15 protein-coding genes are annotated in these 20547 nt (G+C 71.7%); 6 read left to right on the forward strand and 9 right to left on the reverse strand.

The annotated features are described in order from the left end of the window. Positions 1-6: 6 nt before the first annotated feature. The 3 genes from ACLQ26_RS05865 to ACLQ26_RS05875 form a co-directional block, all read right to left on the reverse strand. The gene (locus ACLQ26_RS05865) at positions 7-1464 is read right to left on the reverse strand and encodes an ATP-binding protein (protein ID WP_425743439.1); all 1458 of its coding nucleotides are present in this window, start codon (positions 1462-1464) and stop codon (positions 7-9) included. Between the two features lie 9 nt (positions 1465-1473). Beyond that, complete coding sequence (locus tag ACLQ26_RS05870; protein ID WP_425743440.1) at positions 1474-2130, reverse strand: response regulator transcription factor; 657 nt, start codon at positions 2128-2130, stop codon at positions 1474-1476. Positions 2131-2211: 81 nt separating this feature from the next. Continuing rightward, on the reverse strand, positions 2212-2523 hold the full coding sequence (locus tag ACLQ26_RS05875) for a hypothetical protein (RefSeq protein WP_393296803.1): 312 nt from the start codon (positions 2521-2523) through the stop codon (positions 2212-2214). Positions 2524-2625: 102 nt separating this feature from the next. Between ACLQ26_RS05875 and ACLQ26_RS05880 the strand changes: the two genes are divergently transcribed. Then, a complete protein-coding gene (locus ACLQ26_RS05880) occupies positions 2626-2964 on the forward strand; it encodes a DUF952 domain-containing protein (RefSeq protein ID WP_425743441.1) in 339 nt (112 codons plus the stop codon). A 162-nt stretch (positions 2965-3126) separates the two neighbouring features. Beyond that, positions 3127-3669, forward strand: a complete 543-nt coding sequence (locus ACLQ26_RS05885; protein WP_425743442.1) for an acyltransferase — start codon at positions 3127-3129, stop codon at positions 3667-3669. A gap of 53 nt (positions 3670-3722) precedes the next feature. Here ACLQ26_RS05885 and ACLQ26_RS05890 read toward each other — a convergent pair whose 3' ends face one another. The 5 genes from ACLQ26_RS05890 to ACLQ26_RS05910 all read right to left on the reverse strand — a co-directional run bounded on the left by ACLQ26_RS05890 (position 3723) and on the right by ACLQ26_RS05910 (position 12260). Then, on the reverse strand, positions 3723-5468 hold the full coding sequence (locus ACLQ26_RS05890; RefSeq protein ID WP_425743443.1) for a CDP-glycerol glycerophosphotransferase family protein: 1746 nt from the start codon (positions 5466-5468) through the stop codon (positions 3723-3725). Positions 5469-5729: 261 nt separating this feature from the next. Beyond that, positions 5730-7631 (reverse strand): hypothetical protein, encoded by a 1902-nt coding sequence (locus ACLQ26_RS05895; RefSeq protein WP_425743444.1) that lies wholly within the window; start codon positions 7629-7631, stop codon positions 5730-5732. Positions 7632-7784: 153 nt separating this feature from the next. Continuing rightward, positions 7785-9068 (reverse strand): nucleotide sugar dehydrogenase, encoded by a 1284-nt coding sequence (locus tag ACLQ26_RS05900; RefSeq protein WP_425743445.1) that lies wholly within the window; start codon positions 9066-9068, stop codon positions 7785-7787. Between the two features lie 4 nt (positions 9069-9072). After that, positions 9073-10641: a glycosyltransferase family 2 protein gene (locus tag ACLQ26_RS05905; protein ID WP_425743446.1), complete on the reverse strand. Its 1569-nt coding sequence runs from the start codon at positions 10639-10641 to the stop codon at positions 9073-9075. Next, positions 10638-12260 (reverse strand): glycosyltransferase family 4 protein, encoded by a 1623-nt coding sequence (locus ACLQ26_RS05910; protein ID WP_425743447.1) that lies wholly within the window; start codon positions 12258-12260, stop codon positions 10638-10640. The genes ACLQ26_RS05905 and ACLQ26_RS05910 overlap by 4 nt, the downstream gene beginning before the upstream one ends. Positions 12261-12592: 332 nt before the next feature. Here ACLQ26_RS05910 and ACLQ26_RS05915 point away from each other — a divergent pair, with 332 nt between their 5' ends. From ACLQ26_RS05915 to ACLQ26_RS05930, 4 genes are all read left to right on the forward strand, one after another. Then, on the forward strand, positions 12593-13693 hold the full coding sequence (locus ACLQ26_RS05915) for a hypothetical protein (protein WP_425743448.1): 1101 nt from the start codon (positions 12593-12595) through the stop codon (positions 13691-13693). A 209-nt stretch (positions 13694-13902) separates the two neighbouring features. Further along, positions 13903-15084 carry a hypothetical protein gene (locus ACLQ26_RS05920; RefSeq protein WP_425743449.1) on the forward strand — a complete coding sequence of 394 codons (1182 nt, stop codon included), beginning with the start codon at positions 13903-13905 and terminating at the stop codon, positions 15082-15084. A 162-nt stretch (positions 15085-15246) separates the two neighbouring features. Next, the gene (locus tag ACLQ26_RS05925; RefSeq protein WP_425743450.1) at positions 15247-16686 is read left to right on the forward strand and encodes a glycosyltransferase; all 1440 of its coding nucleotides are present in this window, start codon (positions 15247-15249) and stop codon (positions 16684-16686) included. Further along, a complete protein-coding gene (locus ACLQ26_RS05930; RefSeq protein ID WP_425743451.1) occupies positions 16683-18833 on the forward strand; it encodes a glycosyltransferase family 1 protein in 2151 nt (716 codons plus the stop codon). Before ACLQ26_RS05925 ends, ACLQ26_RS05930 begins: the two co-directional genes overlap by 4 nt. 69 nt (positions 18834-18902) lie before the next feature. Here the strand turns inward: ACLQ26_RS05930 and ACLQ26_RS05935 are convergent, their stop codons facing one another. Continuing rightward, positions 18903-20522: a glycosyltransferase family 4 protein gene (locus tag ACLQ26_RS05935; protein ID WP_425743452.1), complete on the reverse strand. Its 1620-nt coding sequence runs from the start codon at positions 20520-20522 to the stop codon at positions 18903-18905. Positions 20523-20547: the final 25 nt, after the last annotated feature.

Below are 20547 nucleotides of genomic sequence, written 5' to 3' on the forward strand. Positions count from 1 at the left end.
GGCCCGCTACCGCGCCGGGGCGGGCCGCCTGTCGACGGCGGTGTCCTCGTCCGCCGGCTCCCCGGCCGGCCCGGTCTCGGGAGCCAGCTCGGGCTCTGGTGAGGGCTCCGGGAACCACAGGCCGGCGACCAGCCCGCGCGGCGTGGCGGGCCACATGGTGAGCCGCCCGTCGGAGGCGTCCACCAGCACGGCGGCGATGGTCAGGCCGAGCCCCGCGCCGTCGACGTTCTGCGCGTCCGGCGCCCGCCAGAACCGCTCGGTGGCCTGGCCGAGCTGACTCTCCGTCATCCCCGGGCCGGTGTCGCGCACCTCCAGGACCACCCCACCATCGCGGCGGGCCACTGTCACCGTCACCGCCCCGCCCGCCCCACTGAACTTCACCGCGTTGTCGATAAGCGCGTCCAACGCCTGGTCGACGGCGGTCGGCACGGTCCGTGCGTACGCCGGGGCGCCGCTCGTGGCCAGCCGCAGCGCGACCGAACGGTGCCGGGCCAACGGCGCCCACGCGGCCACCCGGGACGCGGCCACGGCGGCGGCGTCCACGGTGACCCGCTCGTTCTCCTCCCGTTCGGCGCGGGCCAGGGTGAGCAGCGCGTCGAGCACCAGCGCCAACCGGTCGGTCTCCTCCAGCGCCAGCCGGTGCTCGGACCGCCCGTCCGCGTCGGTGAGGCTGGGCCCCAGCTCCTCCACCCGCAGCCGCAGCGCCGTGAGCGGGTTGCGCAACTGGTGGCTGGCGTGCGCGACGAACGCGCGCTGCCGGTCCATCACGTCGGAGACCACGTCGGCCATGTGGTTGAAGCTGGCCGCGAGTCTGCGCAGCTCCGGCGGGCCGAGCCGGTGCTGCACACGCGCCCCCCGATCACCCTCGGCGATCTCGTGGGTGACCGCGTCCAGCTCGGTCACCGGGCGCAGCACCCAACCGGCCAGCCCGAACGCGGTGAGCACGCAGGCCAGCACGACGAGCAGGCCGGCCAGGGTGAGTAGCAGCCACCAGGTACCCACCGCCCGACGGATCTCGTCGGCCGGCGTCACGATCACCACCGCGCCGAGGACCTCACCGCCGTCGTTGATGGGCACCGCCACCACCACCGGCCCGGCCGACCAGGGCCAGACCGACTCGGGCGCGCTGGCCTGCTGCCCGGACAGCGCGACGTCCAGCACCACGGCAGTCCCGGTGGACTGCCAGCTCGCCGAGTCGACGACGATGCCCCGGTCCCGGTCGACGACCGCCGCGCCGATCCCGTACAGCTCGTCGTAGCTGCGCAGCTCCGCCCCGATCGGGCCGGGCCCGCCGCCGCGCAGTGCCGGCCCGGCCAGCGAGGCGAACCGGGTGGCGTCGGCGAGCCGGTCGGCGCGTACCCGCTCGGTCTCCCGGCTGGCCAGGGTGACGGCGAGCGGGCTCTCCAACGCGATGAGGACGAGCACCATCAGCAGCAGGTAACTGATCACCAGTCGACGGCGCACGGCAGCCCCTCACGCATCGCGCAACCGGTAGCCGACCCCGCGGACGGTCTCCACCAGACGCGCGTCGCCCAGCTTGCCGCGCAACGACCCGACGTGCACCTCGACTGTGTGCCGATCGGCCCAGGTGGTGCCCCAGGCGTCGAGCAGGATGCGGTCGCGGGGAACCGCCACCCCCGGCTGGCGGGCCAGCGACAGCAGCACGTCGAACTCCTTGCGGGTGAGCGTGACCTCGCGCCCCGCCACCGTCACCGTGCGGGCGGCAACGTCGATGCGTACCGCGCCCGCCTCGATCAGGTGCCGCTCGGGCGCGGCGTTCGCGGCGCGGCGCAGCACCGCCTCGATCCGGGCCTGCAGCTCGACCATCGAGAACGGTTTGACCACGTAGTCGTCCGCGCCGAGGCGCAGCCCGAGCACCCGGTCGCGTTCCTCACCTCGCGCGGTCACCGCGATGATGCCGAGCTGGCTGCTGCGTCGGCGCAGCTCCCGGCACACGTCGGTGCCGTCCCCGTCGGGCAGGGTCAGATCGAGCAGCACCAGGTCGCAGGGGGCAGCCGAGAGGGCTGCCGCGACGGTGGCCGCGTGCTCGACCTCGTAGCCGCGGCGGGTCAGGGCGGAGGAGAGCGCGGCGGCAACCCGGCGGTCGTCCTCCACCAGCAGGATCCGCACCGTGCCCCCATCCGTCGCAGCCGTCCTGCGAATGGTGGCAGAAGGGCGCCGCGAGCGGGAGGCCGCCTCCGGTCGGGTCGGCTACAGACCGAAGACGTCGTCGGCTACCGCGTCGCGGACGCCGTCGGCGAAGCCCCGGAAGCCCGGGTCGTCGTGGCGGGCCGGCACGCTCGTGACGTTGACGCCGCTGGCCTGGGTGACGGCGTCGACCAGGGGCGGATAGTCGATCTCGGCGTCGTCGAAGGCGTCGTCGTCCGCCTCGGCCAGGTTGATCACATGCTGTACGTCGTCGGACGGGGTGTCCGGGTCCTCGGCCCACTCGCCGCCGGCCCGGTAGCACTCGTCGTACAACCCGCGCTGGGTGTCGGTCCAGTCGTCGTCGTAGCTCGCCATCGTCCATCCCTCCACGGCCGCTCCACCTGAGCATGCCGGGCCGCGACCGAGGTCGGCGGCGGTACGGCCGAAACGCCCACCGGGCCGACGTAGGCTGCGGAGATGATCTACAAGCTGCTGCCGACGACCGAGTGGGACGACGCCCGGGCCGCCGGCACCTTCACCGGCTCGGCGGTGGACCGGCAGGACGGTTTCATCCACCTCTCCGCCGGCGACCAGGTGGTGGAGACCGCCCGGCGGCACTTCACCGGCGTCACCGGCCTCACCCTGCTCAGCGTCGAGGAGGAGCGACTGGGCGACGCGCTGCGCTGGGAGCCGTCCCGCGGCGGGCACCTCTTCCCCCACCTGTACGGGCCGCTGCCGGTTGCGGCGGTGGCGGCGGCGCAGGCGTTGCCGGTGGACACCCCGGCCGCCGAGGCGGTGGCGGCGCTGCTCCGCTGAGCGGTCGATATGCTCTGCCGAGTCCCGCGCCCCGACGACACTCTTCGTGCCCGGGGCAGCGTGGCAGCCCCGATCCGCGCGCCCGGTGCCCGGTCTCCGGCCCGAGGCGGCGCGGGTCACCGACGGCGCCCGGCGCGCCCTGCGACCCATGCGAGTTGAAGGATGACTGACAGCACCTCACCGACCCCCTCGGTCTTCGTCCACCCCACCGCCGACGTCGAGGACGGCGCCCAGGTCGGCGACGGCACAAAGGTCTGGCACCTGGCCCACATCCGATCGTCGGCCCAGGTGGGCGAGGGCTGCGTGATCGGCCGCAACGTGTATGTCGACGCCACCGTGACTGTCGGCGACCGCGTGAAGATCCAGAACAACGTCTCCGTCTACCAGGGTGTGACGCTTGAGGACGAGGTCTTCGTCGGCCCGTGTGCGGTCTTCACAAACGACTTCCGGCCGCGGGCGCAGAATCCGGACTGGACGATCACGCCGACCCTGGTCCGGCGGGGCGCCTCCATCGGCGCGAACGCGACACTGGTCTGCGGCATCGAGGTCGGCGAGTACGCCATGATCGCCGCTGGCTCGGTCGTCACCCGAGACGTGGCGCCGTACCAGCTGGTGGCCGGTAACCCGGCCCGACCGAAGGGCTGGGTCGACGAGAAGGGCGAGGTCGTCTCCCGGGACGTGGCGAACCCGCCGCGTCGGGACTGACCGTTACCGGTTGCCGGTGAGCGGAGCGCCGCTCACCGGCAACCGGGCGCAGCTCAGGCGCAGAGACGCTCGATCTCCGCGCGGAAACGATCCATCGGGTTCGGCTCGTCCGGGCCGAGCAGGTACTCCTTCAGTTCACGCCGAGCTGCGGTCATCGGGTCGTCGCCAGCCTGGGCGAGGTCAAGGATCTTCCCCAACTCACCGCAGTCGGCGGAGAGCAGGTACGCCGCCCGGGACGTGGGGTACGCGCTACGGAAGTCGTCCTCCGGCAGGCCCGCCGGGTTGGCCACCACGTACGGCCGTTGGCTCTGCACGAAGTCGGAGACCACACTTGACACGTCGCTGATCAGCAGGTCGGTGACGGTGAAGCAGTCGAACAGGGCCGGCACCCGGCCGGTGACGACCAGGTGGGCGTCGCCCTCCAGCGAGTCCACGTCCACCTCGCCGCCGGCGGCCCGGATCAGGTTGATGATCCGGTCGTTGGCCGCCCGGGCCTTGTCCCAGCGGGTGCCGGTCAGCGGGTGCGGCTTGTAGATCAGGCGCACGTTCGCGGCGAGGACTCCCGACACGATCCGCTCCCCCATCGCCACCAGCGACGTGTGGTGCGGGTCGTCGTCCAGCCACCCCTCCCAGGTGGGGGCGTACAGCACGGTGAACCGGCGGTCTGTCGCGGCGGAGCCGAAGGTCGGCACCCCGGACAACTGCGGCCGGCCCACCTCGACGATGTCCTGGTCGAGCACGCCCACCCCGGCCTGCGCGTACCGCTCCCGTCCGGCGCGACCGGCCACCCACACCTCGTCGTACACCTTGCTGTAGGGGTTGACGCTTGCCTGCTTGTCGCTGTCGCCGTGCCCGACGAAGACGTGCCGGACCCCGGGTTCACGGATCATGTGGATGTTGGCGCCCACGTTCGCCGCGTAGAGCGCCACTCGGACGGGGCTGAAATCGAGGTTCATGAAGTCGACCCCGGCGGGCACGCAGATCACCGGCAGCCGGGTGTCGGCAAGCGCCTCGAACGCGTCCTCGGCGCGCAGCAACACGACCGCGCGGCGGCCCACCGCCTCCACCGGGGCGAGCCACATGTTGGCCTGGTAGACGTCCTTGCCGGGGCCGGCGAAGTAGAGCGCCACCTCCGGACGCTCCCGGGCCAGCCAGTCGTGCACGGCGGGCAGCACCCCCGGGGTACGGCCGCGCCCACGCAGCAGGGTGGACGTCAGCACCGCCGCGGCGACGAGCCCGATGGCGAGGGTGACCAGACCGGTCACCAGCACGGGCGTGACCCCGTCGACAAGCGCGGCCGCCACGGCCGCCGGCGGCAGCAGGAAGTTGAGCACCGGCATCCGCAGGCCCACGACGCGCTCGGCCCAGGCCGGCAGGGTCGGCACCCCGCGTACCGCGCCGACATCGATGTTGCGGGTGAACGCCGGCGTCGCGGCCCGGCCCTCGACGACCCGGTTCAACGCGGTGGTGCCAACGGCCACGGCCCAGAGCGCGGCCGGCAGCAGCATGATCCCGATCGTGGCGGCCACCCCGGGGCGGACGGTGCTGACGATCAGCAGGGTCACCGAGAGGTCGCGGACGAGCCACCGCCAGACCGGCTCGACACCGGCCTTCTCCAGCAGAACGGCTGTGGCGGCGAACCGGTGGGCGAGGGCGAACTCACCCGCTGTCGCGACCAACGCGGCGACAGCGAACGGAATCACCCAGCCCAGGACGCCGGCCAGAACCATGATTCCGTAGCCCAGCAGGGTCGCGCCGACGACGGCGACACCCTGTTGGCTCCGTATTCTGCTGAACAACGACACACTCCCTGTCTGCTCGCCGATGTTGGCGCGTTCGATACCGGCCGCCGCGACCTTTAACGGGGCAAGTAACACAAGTATCGCCGGGGTGTCTCGTTGGTGAACGGGCGGGAGAGGCGACTCACAGCGGTGCGCGCGTCAGGTGGCGCAACGCAGCGAACCCCGGCCGGGTAACGGCCGGGGCCTCGCCACCACTCCTCGTTCCTGCACAACGGGTCGGCGACGTACAGCTGGCGACCCGCTGCCCTGCGGCGCAGCTCAGCGGCTGAACGGACGTACGTCCCACAACCAGACATCGTCCACCCGCTGAGCTGGGCCGTACATCGCGTCAAGCACCGCCTTGAGCTCAGCTTGCCGACGGCGTCCCGGCAGCGCCACCGCGTCCGCGCGCCAGTACCGGGCGTCGGCGCGGGCCTGAGCGATCTCTGCCGGTGTGACCGCACCATCGCGCCGACCGGCCGCCACCTCGGTGAGCAGCTTCGCGGTCGGCTGCGGCTCGACCCCCCACCGTCCGGTCCCGTCCGTCTTCGAGACCGGGGCGAGGAAGTATCCCTGCGGGACCGCGAACCCCGTCAGCGCCGCCGAGCTCCAGTAGAGCGAGGTCATGTTGTCCACCGGAACCGGCACCAGGGTACGGCCGGAAGCGACATGATCCTTCCACGCGCCTCCGGTGACGAAATGCGGCACCGGAGAACGGTCCTGAACCGCCAGCGGGGTCGGCAGAATCGGCAATAGCGCAGCCAGCGTCGCCACACCGGCGAGCGGGACGAGCAACCTGTCCGTCGGCGTCCCGGCCTTGTGTCGTGCGACGATTCGGTCCCCCGCGAGAGCGAGCAGCACGCCGATCGCGCTGGTGGTGATGAGCGCGAATCGCGCCACCACCACCGAGTCGAAGACCGGCAGATGCTCCACCAGCGCGAACGGTGCCGGAATGGCGGTCCGTTCTCTTCCCCAGGTCCAGGTGGTGCCCACAGAGAGCAGCGCGCAGAGCACGGCGACCAGGGCGAGCACTCGGACGGTGACCTCCCGGCGCAGCCACCAGGCCGCGGCGAGCGCGACCACCACCAACGACCAGCCGTAGAAACTGGCCTGCTCGGTGGTGTTGGCTACCCAGCCGCTGGCGCTGGTCGCGCTGCCAGCGATCGACTCCGTCGCGTAGCGGACGTAGGAGCCGAGCTTCAGCGCGTAGACGTCCGGCTCGCCAGGATGGCCCACCCGGTGCTGCGGCCCGGCGAACTGCATCCAGAGCGGGTAGGCGGCCACGGCCGCGACGACGGCTCCGGCTATCGCCAAGCCGCCGGCCAGTCGGCCGGCGCGGCGCAGCGCCACCCGTGGCTCGACGGCGAGGTGCGCGAGGACGACCATCAGGCAGCAGAGGGCGAGGAGGAAGAGGATCTCCAGGCTGATGAAGAACTGGGCTGCGACAAGCGCACCGACAAGCAGACCGTCCCGTAGTACGCGACCGTGTCGGGCGAGCACGAGCACCCGCCACCCGATGAACGGCACCAGCCATTGCGCGGTGATGTGCGGATGTCCATTGCTGTGAGAGATCAGGGCCGGCGCGAAGGCGCAGAACACACCTCCGACGGCGGCGGCGGCCCGGGAGCTCACGACATGCCGGGAGAGCACGTAGTACCAGGCGTAACCGGTGCCGGCCAGGTTGAGCGTAATGAAGAGCAGATAGGAGAAGGAGGCGCCGAAGAGCAGAGTGACAGGCGCGAGCAGCAGCCCCGGAAGTTGCATCCCGACGTTGGTCATCAGATTGACGCCGTCGGGCGCGTTCTGCAGCGTCGTGAAGAACGGGTTCTCCAGGTGACTGACCGCGTGGGCGGCGTAGGCCAGCATCCACTCGTTGAATCCCTGGTCGTTCGGGCGGGTACCCAGGAGCCGTCCGTCGAAGTCCCGCCAGCCCCGGCCGGTCACCCACAGTGCGCCCAGAAGGAAGACCGCCGCGATCAACGCGTCGACCCGGCCGAACCGTCGGCCGGCCGGCGGGTTTCCCTCGTCCGCCTGCCCAACGGGCCGGGTCGCCTCGTCCGTCTCGGCCCTTGCCGGCTCCGCCGCCGAGGGACCGGCGTCCACGACCGTGCTACCCGCGTCAGCGGACACTGCGACAGTGGTCGGAACGGGGCCGGAACGACGAGTGTCAGACGCGGTCATGAGGCAGGAGTATACGGTCGCCGCCGCCGGCGACCCCCGTCAGGCATCGGCCCGTTCCCTGGCTCTAATCAGCGCGGCGTCGAGGGCTGCCGACGCCGTGCACAACGGGCCCCGGCCGCGGAACGGTCGGGGCCCGGAGCGGACGGGTGGGGATCAGCCGCCGATGACCACCCGGCGGACGCCGGCCCAGCGAGCCGGATCGGTGACCCGCCGACCGTCCACCAGAACGGTCACGCCGGGCAGATCGGCCGGGGCGAGACTGCGGTACTCCGCGTGGTCGGCCTGGATGACCGCGGCACCGAGCGGCTCACCGTCGTACGCCGGCAGGCCGTGCGCCACCAATTCCTCGTTGGTGTACATCGGGTCCGAGACGTACGGCTTGGCGCCCCGCTGGCGCAGCGCCTCGACGGTCGGGAAGACGCCGGAGAAGGCGGTCTCCTTGACTCCACCCCGGTAGGCCGCTCCCAACACCAGGACGCCCACGTCGGTCAGGTCCCCGTACGCGGCGGCGAGCAGGTCGACCGCGTACTCCGGCATGGCCGCGTTGGCCTCCCGGGCCGAGCGGACGACTGTGGCGGCCGGGTCGTTCCAGAGGTACATCCGCGGGTAGATCGGGATGCAGTGCCCGCCGACGGCGATGCCCGGCGAGTGGATGTGGCTGTACGGCTGGGTGTTGCACGCCTCGATGACCTTGGTGACGTCGACGCCCACGGTGTCGGCGAAGCGGGCGAACTGGTTCGCCAGGCCGATGTTGACGTCCCGGTAGGTCGTCTCGGCCAGCTTGGCCAGCTCGGACGCCTCGGCCGAGCCCAGGTCCCACACCCCGTTCGGGCGCTCCAGGTCGGGACGCTCGTCGAAGTCGAGGACCGCCTCGTAGAAGCGCACGCCGTGCGCGGCGGACGCCTCGTCGATGCCACCGACCAGCTTCGGGTAGCGGCGCAGGTCGGCGAAGACCCGCCCGGTGAGCACCCGCTCCGGGCTGAAGACCAGGTGGAAGTCCGTGCCGGCGGTGAGGCCGGAGCCTTCCTGGAGCATCGACGCCCAACGGCTGCGGGTGGTGCCGACCGGCAGGGTCGTCTCGTAGCTCACCAGGGTGCCCGGCTTGAGGCCGCGGGCGATGGCCCGGGTGGCGTCGTCCATCCAACCGAAGTCCGGTACGCCCTCCGCGTCCACGAAGAGCGGCACCACCACGACGACGGCCTCGGAGTCGGCGACCGCGGCGGCGGTGTCGGTGGTGGCCGACAGCAGCCCGGCGGCCACCACCTCCTTCAGCTTCACGTCCAGGTCGGCCTCGCCGGGGAACGGCACGGCACCATCGTTGACGAGCTGGACGACCCGCTCGGAAACGTCGGCACCGATCACCCGGTGCCCCTTCGAGGCGAACTGCACGGCGAGCGGAAGGCCGATCTTTCCGAGCGCGACGACGCAGATGTTCATGAAACTACTTTCCTCCAGAGGGCCAGATTCGGCGCAGACGGGCAAGGAACCGACCGGTGGTTACCGGCGTGATCGCGATGATCACCTGGCCCTTGTGGTTCGTGGTCGGCGTGACGAGGTGCAACCGGACGCCGTGGCGGGTGAGCAGGCGGGGCGCGCCGACCCGGCGGTCGGTCCGCAACGGTGCGGAACCGACCCCGGCCGGAGTGCTCACCTCGGCCCGTACCGTCTCGCGTCCGCCGTCGAGCGGCACGGCCGCGAGCAGCCGGTCCACCGCGAAGGCCGTCCGTACGACGGTACCGGGCGCACCGGCGGTGACGGATGTCACGCCGACCACCTCCCCGGCACTGATCCGGAGTGCCTCGGCGGGCAGGTCGGCCAGCTCCGCCCAGCGGCTCTGCGCGGTCACCACCAGGAATCGCGCGCCTGCGGCGTCCCGTCCCCAGGCCAGCCGGGTCGCGGTGAGCGTGGCCAGCACCTTCGCGGAGCCGTCGGTCATGTCGTACCACTCGTCCGGGTAGCCGAGCGACGGGTCACGGAAGCCGACATAGTGCGCGTACCAGCGATCGCCCTCGATGGTGATCTCCGGTGGCGTCCTCTCGGACTGCTGCCGGATCAGCTCACGCAGCCGCTCCAGTTCGGCGTCGCGGGCGACGACCAGCCGCAGCCGCAGATCGGGGGCCAACCGCGCCAGGATGTCGTCGGTGAGGTACCCCTCGACCAACTTGCGGATCCGGTCGTGGACGCGCTCCTGGACGTCGGCGCCGAGGTCGAGCAGCTCCGCCTGGAGGAGCTTCGCCACCTCCCAGCTGAAGTGACGCAGCAGGACCGCGTCCCGCCGCGGTCCGGGCTCGAGCAGGCCGGCGACGAAGCCGACCAGCTCCTCGGCGCAGCGCAGCCGCTCCTCGAAGCGGCTGGCGTAGGTGATGTTCTGCGCGTTGTGCCGCTTGACCGCGTAGTAGTACTCGTAGTCCCCGAGGACGGAGACCTTGTTCGCGCGGACGCAGGCCTCCAGTGTGAACGGCTGGTCGCTGCCCATCGGCATGTCGGTACGGAAGCGCAGCCCGTGCCGTTCGATCAGGTCCCGCCGGAACAGCTTGGTGTTCGACAGCGACCAGGGCAGCGCGCTGCCGACGAGATCGACCTGCTCCCGGGTCTCGGCGTAGACGGCCTGGTGCACGTAGCGCTTGTTGGCGCCGACCATCCGACCGAGCACCACGTCGGAGCCCCACCGGTCGGCGGCGTCCACCAGGCGTTCCAGGGCCTCCGGGCCGAGATGATCGTCGGAGCCGATGAAGAAGACGTACCGGCCGCGGGCGTGGTCCAGGGCGCGGTTGCTCGGCACCGCCGGACCGCCGGAGTTGGCCTGGCGCAGCACCCGGACCGTATCCGGGTACCGCTTCGCGTAGCGGTCCAGCTCGGCGCCGCTGCCGTCGGTGGAGCCGTCGTCGACCGCTACGACTTCGAGGCGGTCCAGCCCGATGGTCTGCCCGACAAGCGAATCCAGGCAGGCGGTCAGGTACGGCATGGTGTTGTAGACGGCAACCACCACCGTCACGTCGGGTTGGCTCACGCCCCGACCTCCACCACTGTCTGTTCGGCGGCGGTGGAGGTGTCGCGGGCGGACATCGGGCGCGGAGGCGCGCCGGGCAACAGCCGAGAGTAAACGTCGTCCAGCACCTCTGCCTGCGCCTCCCAGGTCCAGCCGGCCAGCAACCCGGGCCGGTCGTACGCGGCACGGTAGCGCGCCGGGTCGGCGAGCACCGCGGTGACCGCCCGGACGAAGTCGGCAACGTCCTCGGCCTCGAACACCTCGCCCTGGCCAGTCTCGCGGACAGTCTCCGCCATCGTCCGCACGTCGGAGACGACCAACGGCAGCCCGGCGTGTGAATACTCGAAAAACTTCGTGATCAGGGCGATCTCGTGGTTCGGCCAGTGCTGGATCGGGATCACCCCGACCTGCGCGCCCGACAGGAACGGCACCACCTGGTGATGCGGCACGTACGGCAGCAGGTGCACCCGCCCTGCCACCCCGAGCTCCTCGGCGCGGCGGAGGAGGCCCTTGACGTACGCCGACTGGGGTTTGTTGACCACGAACGCGACGTGCGCCTCGGGCAGCCGCGGCAGCGCCTCGACCATCACCCCGAGCCCGCGCTTGGCCGCGGCCACCCCGCTGTAGACAAGCAGCGGCGTGCCCGGGCCGATCCCGCAGAGCGCCCGGATGTCCGGTACCGGCTCGGCGGAGTCCGCCGGTTGCGTCTCCAGGGTCGGCGCGTTGAGCACCACCGCGGGGCGCTCCGCCAGCCCGTGTTCGCGTTGCAGCAGGTCGGCCAAGCCGCCCGAGACGGTCATGGTGGCGTCCGCGTACGGTACGAACTCCCGCTCGTGGGCGACGTTCCCCGGCAGCCACCGGGCGTTGTCGCGCCACGGCTGCACGCCGGGCAGGTATTCGTGGGCGTCCCACAGCAGCGCGATCCGACGCCCCTTGGCGGCAGCACGGATCTTGGCGCGGGCCCCGACGCCGATCATCCGGAAGTCGTTGGCGTGGATGAGATCCGGTGCCAGCTCGTCCACGACCGGGCCGAAGGCCAGCTCGTAGTCCCACAGGCCCGGCTCCAGCCGGCGCCACGCGCCGCCGCCGCGCAGCCTCTGCCAGAAGAGCGTGTACGCCCGGTCCCAGGGGCTGGTCAGCTTGCGGCCACGACGGGCCCGGGTCAGCTCCCGGTTGCGCAGCGACACCCAGAGACGGACCAGGGTCGAGAACTTCTCCTCGAACCGCAGCGTCGGCCAGGCCAGCGACGGGACGCGACCGCCGTCGCGGGCGGCCAGCGTCAAGGCGGCGCGGCGGACCTGCAGGTCGGCACGCCAGGCCTTCACGGCTTGGGCACGATGGGCGCCGATCCCGCTCGGCGGGTAGGCCAGCGGCGCGCGCAGCAGTGCGCGTCGGAATTCGTGTCGACGCTTGGCCAGCGGCTCCGGCATCGGGATCAGCCGAACCTCGGCGGCACCGAGTCGCCAGCTCTGCGCCTGCCCCCCGGCGGGCGCCCGCCCGAGCAGGACGACCTCCCAGCCGGCGTCGGCGGCGGACCGAGCCGCCTTCTGTACCCGCGAGTCACCGATGACCCCGTTGTCCACAAGCATGACGACCCGTCCCCGGGTGGCCACCGCTGCGGTCGTGCCGTCAGATCCCATTCCTGCCCGTTTCCGTGTCAGCCAGCACCGCGCCCGCGGGACCCGAGCGAGTCTACGACACCTCAGGCGTGGTACCCGCCCGCGCGGCGCTCGGGTGTCCCCGCTTGAACCGAGTCGGTTGCTAACCTGCATCCTGATCGACGACCGGTCACCGCCGTGCCGCGCGCGGGGCCACTTCCGGGGGTGGCGCCGGATCCGTCCGCGCCCGACCGATCACCCGCCTCAGCGTAGACATAGACAGGACGAAATTGGACGTGGTGACGACCGACGAACGCCGCCCGTCGACGACGGAACACGGCCCTGCCGAGACGCCGGCGCCCCGGGAGGGGGCCATGCTCCGGATCCGCGCCGCCTTCCAGCTGGCCCTGCCGGCCCTGGTCGCGTACGCGGCGACCCGCGTGGTCGGCGGGCTCACGCTCTACATCTGGGCCCGCGCCACCAACCGCAGCCCGGAGAGCCTGCTCACCCGGTTCGACGGCACCTACTACCTCTGGATTGCCCAACACGGCTACGACGGGTACGAAAAGCTGCAGAGCAACATGGCTTTCTTTCCGCTCTACCCCGGCGTCTTGGCTCTGCTGGAACCGCTCAGCCCGTTCGACCACACCAAGACCGCGCTCGTCGTGGCCTGGGGTGCGGCGCTCGCCGCCGCCTGGGGGCTGTTCGCCGTCGGCAACCTGCTGCACGGTCGGCGGGTCGGGATCCTGGTCGCGGCGCTCTGGGGAGTGCTTCCGCACAGCATCGTCGAGTCGATGTCGTACAGCGAGGGCCTGTTCACGGCCCTCGCGGCCTGGACGCTCTACGCGCTGCTGCGCGATCGCTGGCTCACCGCGGGCGTGCTCTGCCTGCTCGCCGGCCTCACCCGTCCGACCGGGTCGTCGCTGATCGGCGTCGTCGGGCTGGCCGCGCTCATCGCCGTCATCAAGCGGCGCCACGGCTGGCACCCCTGGGCCGCCATGATCCTGGCACCCCTCGGCTGGCTGGGCTACCTGGCCTGGGTCGGCTCGGAGACCGGCCGGCCCGACGGCTGGTTCCACATCCAGGACGCCGGGTGGGGCACCACCTTCGACTTCGGTGTCGACACCCTGCAGCGGGGTCAGACGGTGCTGAGCGAGGCGTCGGCGCTGGAGGTCTACATGGTGACGCTCATAGTGGGCCTGGCGATCCTGCTCTTCGTGCTGAGCGTGCTCGACAGGCAGCCCTGGCAACTGCTGCTCTACAGCGGCCTGCTGCTGGTCACCACGCTCGGCGCGGCCGGCTACTACCACTCCAAGGCCCGGTTCCTGCTCCCGGCGTTTCCGCTGCTGATCCCGCCCGCAGTGGCGTTGGCCCGGGCCGGCTGGGCCCGGGCGGCCACCGTGATCACCGCCCTGATGATCATGTCCGCCTACTTCGGCGGCTACCTGCTCCTGGTGTGGCGCCGCTCGCCCTAGCCCGACGCGTCTCCGGTCGTACGGGGCCGTCCGCGGGCACCGGCACGCGGTGCCCGATGCCACGCTCGGTACAGGCCCGGCATCGGACGGCCTCGAGGGACGAGGTACCGGACAAAATCCGCTAGGGTTGGCCGCTGTGTTCCCACCACCGCCTGCTTCCTTCTTCCCGGTGGATGTACCGGCCCGAGCGTGCGCAGACAGGACCAGACATGGACGTGGTGACGACCGGCGAGCGCCGGCCGCCGGCGACGGACTCGACAGCTGACGAGATCCCGTCGGCCCCTGACAGCCGGGCCCGCCGGGTGCTCGCCAGCGCCCGGTACGCGCTGCCCGCGCTCGGCGCCTACGCCGCGGTCCGCGTTCTCGGAGGGCTGACCCTCTATCTCTGGGCCTCCCCCAGCCGCAGCACCGAAGGCCTGCTCACCAGGGCCGACGGCAACTGGTACCTCGCGATCGCGCAGCACGGTTACGACGGCTATCAGCGGCTGCAGAGCAACATGGCCTTCTTCCCGCTCTATCCCGGCCTGACCGCCGCTCTGGAGCCGCTCACCCCTCTCGACTTCCGCAAGACCGCACTCGCGCTGGCCTGGATCGCGGCGCTCGCCGCCGCCTGGGGGCTGTTTGCCGTCGGCAACCTGCTGCACGGTCGGCGGGTCGGGATCATGCTCGCGGTGCTCTGGGGACTGCTACCGCACAGCATCGTCCAGACGATGTCGTACAGCGAGGGTCTGTTCACCGCGCTGGCCGCCTGGACCCTGTACGCCCTGCTGCGCGAGCGCTGGCTCACCGCGGGCGCGCTCTGCCTCTTCGCCGGGTTGACCCGGCCGACGGCATCGTCGCTGATCGCGGTGGTCGGACTCGCCGCGCTCATCGCCGCCGTCCGGCGGCGGGACGGCTGGCGCCCCTGGGTCGCCATGGTGCTCGCGCCCGCTGGTTGGGTTGGCTACCTGGCCTGGGTCGGCGTGCAGACCGGCAGGCCCGACGGCTGGTTCCACATCCAGGACGCCGGTTGGGGGACCAGCTTCGACTTCGGGGTCGACACCCTGCGGCGGGGCCGGTTGGTGCTCACCGAGGCGTCCGCCCTGGAGTTCTACACCGTCACGCTTGTCGCGGTGCTGGCGATCACGCTCTTCGTGCTGAGCCTGATCGACCGGCAGCCGTGGCAGTTGCTGCTCTACAGCGGCCTGCTGCTGGTCACCACGCTCGGTGCCGCGGGCTACTACCACTCCAAGGCACGTTTCCTGTTGCCGGCATTCCCGCTGCTGATCCCGGTGGCGGTGGCGTTCGCGAAGGCCGCGCGGGCACGAGCGGTCGCCATACTGACCCTGCTGGCCCTCATGTCCGCCTACTTCGGCGGCTATCTGCTGATCGTCTGGCGCAGTTCACCGTAGACGGCGCGAGGGCGTCGGCGGCCCCGTCCATGGGACGGCGTTATTGTGGTGTCCGCGCTCTGTCCGATGGTCGTCCGACCTCGTCGCCGCCCGGCCGGGCCACCTGACCCTTTCCACCCTGGCCACGACGCGGCCTTCTCCCACTCCCCAGGATCGGAATCGATGAACAACGGGCGAACTCTCTGGGACTCGTTGAAACTCCCCCGGCCGCGACGGTCCGGGACCCGACCGCACATGGTCTACCTCGCGATCGGCTTCCCGCCGGCGGCCAAGAGCTGCGCCTACCGGATGCGGGAGACGGCGAACCAGTTCGCCGCCGCGGGTTGGGACGTGACCGCAGTCACCATCGCGGACGAGGCCTGGGAACGGGAGTACGGGCTCGACCACACCCTCTCCCAGGGGGTGGACCCCAGCGTCCGGGTGGTGAAGCTGCCCCTGTTCCGGGACGACCTGGAGACCGACATCCGCTCGTTCACCGAGCAGCGTGCCCTGGCTCACAAGGACTACCTGGCCGACCTGCGCAAGCAGAACCTCAAGGTCTTCCCTGAGCCGGTCTTCGGCGGATGGCGTCCCGCGCTGGAGAAGGCCCTGCTGCAGATCCACCGGGAGCGGCACGTCGACCTGCTGGTGACCACCTGCGCCCCGTACGTCAACCTGTCGGCGACCTGGAAGCTGTGGGAGACCCACCGGGTGCCGTACGTGGTGGACTTCCGCGACGGCTGGTCCGTCGACGTGATCAACAACGGTGAGGCGTTCACCCGGGAGTCGGTCTCCGGGCAGTGGGAGATCAAGCTGCTCACCAACGCCGTGGCCATCTGGAACGTGAACGAGCCGATCTCCCGCTGGTACCGGGAGCGCTACCCCGAGCTGGCGCACAAGATGCGAGTCGTGCGCAACGGCTACGACGCGGCCAGCATCCCGGCCCAGGTGCGTCCCGCCCCGCCGGACCGGCCGCTGACCTTCGGCTACCTCGGCGCGCTGAACCTGCCCGTGCCACTGCTGAAAGCCGTCCTCGAGGGCTGGCGGACGGCGCGCGCGGAGGATCCGGCGCTGGCCGACGCCCGCTTCGAGGTGCGGGGCCACATCGGCGCCGCGTGGGCGCGCGGTGACAACGCGCACGCCGAACTGCTCAGGGCCGCCGCCGTCGACGGCGTGCTGGTCGGCGGTTCGGTGCCCAAGGCCGAGGTGGTCGACCTCTACTCGCGCTGGGACGCGGTGGTGCTGATGGTGACCGGCGGCCGCTACATGACCTCCGGCAAGGTGTACGAGTACATGGCGACCGGCCTGCCGGTGGTCTCCGCCCACGAGGCCGACCACGACGCCTCCACTGTGCTCTCCACGTACCCGCTCTGGACCGGCGCGGTCGGGCTGGACCCGGCCGAGCTGGCGAGCGCCCTACGGCGGGCCGCCGCGATGGCCCGTACCGCCGACGTGGCGGAGCGGGATAAGGCCCGCGCCGAGGCGCGGCAGTACGCCCGCGAGGAGCAGCTCATCCCCGCCGTCCGTGAGGTCACCGAGCTGGTGCTGGGCGTCGGCGGACCGGCCGCCCCGCAGCCCTCTCCCGCCCGCGCACGCGTCCTGGCCCAAGAAGGTAGGTCATGATCGAGGTCCTGATGGTTATGGGCACCGTCCCCGGACGGGTGGCGGTCCTGACCGACGCGCTCGAGCAGTTCCGCGCCAAGGGCGTCACCGTGCGGGTGGCCACGACCTTTGACCCGGGGGAGAACATCCCGGCGGCCACCGAGCTGGCCGAGGTGCACCTGCTGCCCACCTCCACGGAGCTGGGCCCGAGGTTCGGCCGGATGGTCAAACGGGCGAACCCGGCCCGGCGCCCGTGGCTGCGCGCGCAGCGCGACCCGTGGGTCCGCCGGCACGCCAAGCGGGCGGACGTCCTGGTCGCTCTGGACGCGCAAGCCCTGCACACCGTCTGGCAGCTCGCCCAGCGCTACCGACGGGCCGACGCCGTCTACGGCATCGCCCCCGCACTGCGGGCCGTGGAAAAGCGGTCCGCCGACCCGGCGCGCTACCGCCGTCCCCGGCTCAACACCGCCGGCCCCGCCCCGGCCGTGCTGGCGAGCGCCACCCGCAGCCAGACCGTCGACCTGGCGAAGCGGGTGTTCGAGATGAGCACCGGGAAGAGGGCCATGAAGCTCGGTCCGGTGCGCTGGTTCTGGCAGGGGGCCGTCACGGCGCCCGGTCTGCCGGAACGGCACCGGGGCAAGATCGCCCGGCGAGTCACCGGCAACATGCTCAAGTCCGGCCACGCCACCAGCGCGAAGCGGCTGGCATTGGCGGCCCAGGGCCGCCTGAAGAGCCCGACGACCAGGGGGCAGCTCCTCGGCCCGATCGTCGACGCGGAGCTGAGCCAGGGCAAGGTGCCCGAGCACCTGATGACAGTGGTGCGAGGTCAGCTCAAGCTCGCGGACGGCTTCCTCAAGAAGCGGAACCCGGGCAAGGCAGCGCCGCACGTGCTGCGCGCCTTCAACCTGATGTTCCACCGGATCGTGCAATTCGACGGCACCACCTCGCCGCTGGCCGAGGATCCGGAGGGGTTCCTCGCGCCGCTGCACAACAGCGAGGCCGGCCGCGCGATGGCGACGCCGCGCGGCCGGCAGAGCCCGGCGGCGTTCCCGCCGGCCGGCCGGCCGCACCGGATGCTCTTCTTCACCGGGTTGAACGACAACTTCCTCGGGCCGATCCTCGAACGCTACGAGGCGATGCCCGGGGTCGAGGTGCGCCGGCTGAACCTGATGGAGGAATCGATCCTCCCGGTGCTCAGCAATGGGCGCACGAACGTGGTGCACCACATGCTCGCCGGCAGCTCCAAGCGGGCCGGGGAGGTCCAGGAGGCGTGGGGTCCCCACCTCGACTGGGCGGACACGGTCTTTGTGGACTGGTGCAACCTCGGGGCGGCGATGCTGACAATGATCGACCCGGGCACGACCCGGGTCGTCGTCCGCCTGCACAGCTTCGAGGCGTTCAGCTGGTGGCCGCACCTGACCGACTGGTCCCGGGTGGACGACCTGGTCTTCGTCTCCGAGCACCTCCGCGACCTGGCGCTGGCCGCGGTGCCGCGACTGCGCGCCTCGCAGGGGCCCCGCACGCACATGATCAACAACGCGATGGAGTTGCACCGGTACGTAGCGCCCAAGGTCTCCGCCGACAGCCGGTTCACCCTCGGGCTGGTCGGCTTGAGTTCGCTGGCCAAGGACCCGCGCTGGGCCCTGGAGGTGCTACGGGAGCTGCGTCGACGGGACGAGCGGTACCGCCTCAAGCTGATCGGCGACGCCCTCAACCCGGAGCTCAGCCCGGCGATCAAGGCGTACGTCCGGGAACTCGACGCCGAACTGGCCGAGCTGGAGTCGTCCGGCGCCGTCGTGCGGTTCGGCCGCACCGACGACGTCCCCGGCGCGCTCACCGACGTCGGGGTCATCCTCAGCACCTCGCTGCGGGAGAGCTTCCACTGCGCGCTCGTCGAGGGCGCGGCCAGCGGCGCCGTGCCTGTGGTACGCGACTGGCCGTTCTTCGCCGGCCGCCCACACAGCGCCCGGACCCTCTTCCCCAGCGACTGGGTCGTCGGTACACCGGAAGAGGCCGCCGAGCGGATCCTGGCCCTCACCGCGTCCGAGGAGGTCTGGCGCGAGGCGGGCCGGGCGGCGGCGGCGCACGTGCTGAGCACCTGGGACTGGTCGGTCACGCAGAAGGACTTCGACCGGCTGCTGCTGGAGCCTCCGGCCACGGCCGACTGACCGGCGGATCAGCAGAGAACGATTCGGCCGGCTGCCCTGGAGGGGAGCCGGCCGAGTCGTCTGTCCACGTCAGTGCGAGGTTCTCGCGAACTCCCGCTCGACCTCGGGCCGCCGGCCCGACGGAGGACGCGTCCCAGGGGTTTGGGGCGTGTCCAGCAGCGAGCTGTACAGCTCGTCGAGGATCCGGGCCTGGGCCTCCCACGTCCATGCGTCCAGCAGGCCGGGCTTGTCGTAGGCGGCCCGGTAACGCTTCGGGTCGGCGAGCACGGCGCGCACCGCCCGGGCGTAGTCGGTCAGGTCCTCCGCGGTGAACACCTCACCCTGACCGGTGACCCGCGCGGTCTGCGCCATGGTCTTCACGTCACTGACCACGATGGGCAGGCGGGCATGCGCGTATTCCAGGAACTTCGTGATCAGCGCCAGCTCGTGGTTGGGCTTGTGGTGGATCGGGATGACCCCGGCGTCCGCGCCGGACAGGAACGGCACCACCTGCCAGTGCAGCACGTACGGCAGCAGGTGCACGCGGTCGGCGACGCCCAGCTCGACGGCCCGCTCCCGCAACGCCTCGGAGAACTGGTTGTCACCATTCGGGTTGATCGTCACGAACGCGACGTGCACGTCGGGCAACTCCGGCAGCGCCTCCACCATGATCTGGCAGCCCCGGCTCGGATTCACCGCGCCCGAGTAGACAAGCAGCGGCGTCCGGTCGTCGACGCCACACAGCGTCCGCAGGTCCGGCACGTCACCGTCGGCCTCGGCCGGCGGGGCCATCGGCGCGTTGAGCACCACAGCCGGCCGCTCGGGCAGGGCATGGGTCTCCTGGAGCAGGTCGGCCAGGGTGTCGGAGACCGTCACTACCGCGTCCGGGTAGGCGGCGTACTCGGCCGTGTAGGCGATCTGGGCCGGCAGCCAGCGCGGGTTGTCGGCACGGCCGGTGATGCCACCCACGAACTCGTGTGCGTCCCAGACCAGCTTGGTGTTGCGGCCGGCGGCCCGCGCCCGCAGCTTCGCCCGGGCCCCGATGCCGAGCATCCGGAAGTCGTTGGCGTGGATGATGTCCGGCTTCAGCTCGTCGAGCGCGGTCCGGAAGGCCAGCTCGAAGTCCCACAGGCCCGGGTCCAGCCGACGCCAGGCGCGGTTGCCCAGCAGGCCCTGCCAGAACCGGACGGGCAGCCGGGTGAGCGGAGCCTCGGGGTCGGCCTGGACCTTGCGCAGGCGACGGGTCTCCCCGCTGCGGAACCGTACCCATCGGGCCAGCGCCGTGGCTGCGGCGCGGGACGGCAGCTGGGCCGCCCGCCTCACCGGCCGGGAAAGCCCACCGCCGAGGGCCTGGACGCGGACCCGGCGCTCGTAGAGGTCGGCCTTCCAGGCCTTGATCTCCTGGACCCGGTAGGCGGCCTCGGTGGTCGACGCGTACGCCAGCGGCCGGCGCAGCGACCGGCGGTACTCCCGGGGCAGCCGGTGCAGCGGCTTGGGCACGCGCAGCAGCCGCACCTCCGCATCGCCGATCCGCCAGCTGTCCGCCTCAGAGCGTGGGTTGCGGATGCCGAGGAGAACGACCTCCCAGCCGGCGTCCGCCGCCGACCGCGCGGCCTTCTGCACCCGGGAGTCGCCGTGGACCCCGTTGTCGACCAGCATCACCACCCGTCGCCGGGTCGGTCGGGCATCGCTCTTCGGGCCAGCTTGCATCGGGTGCTTCTCCTCGTTGACGGGG

Origin of the sequence: Micromonospora sp. DT43 (assembly GCF_049841645.1) — a bacterium.
Taxonomy (GTDB): Bacteria; Actinomycetota; Actinomycetes; order Mycobacteriales; family Micromonosporaceae; genus Micromonospora.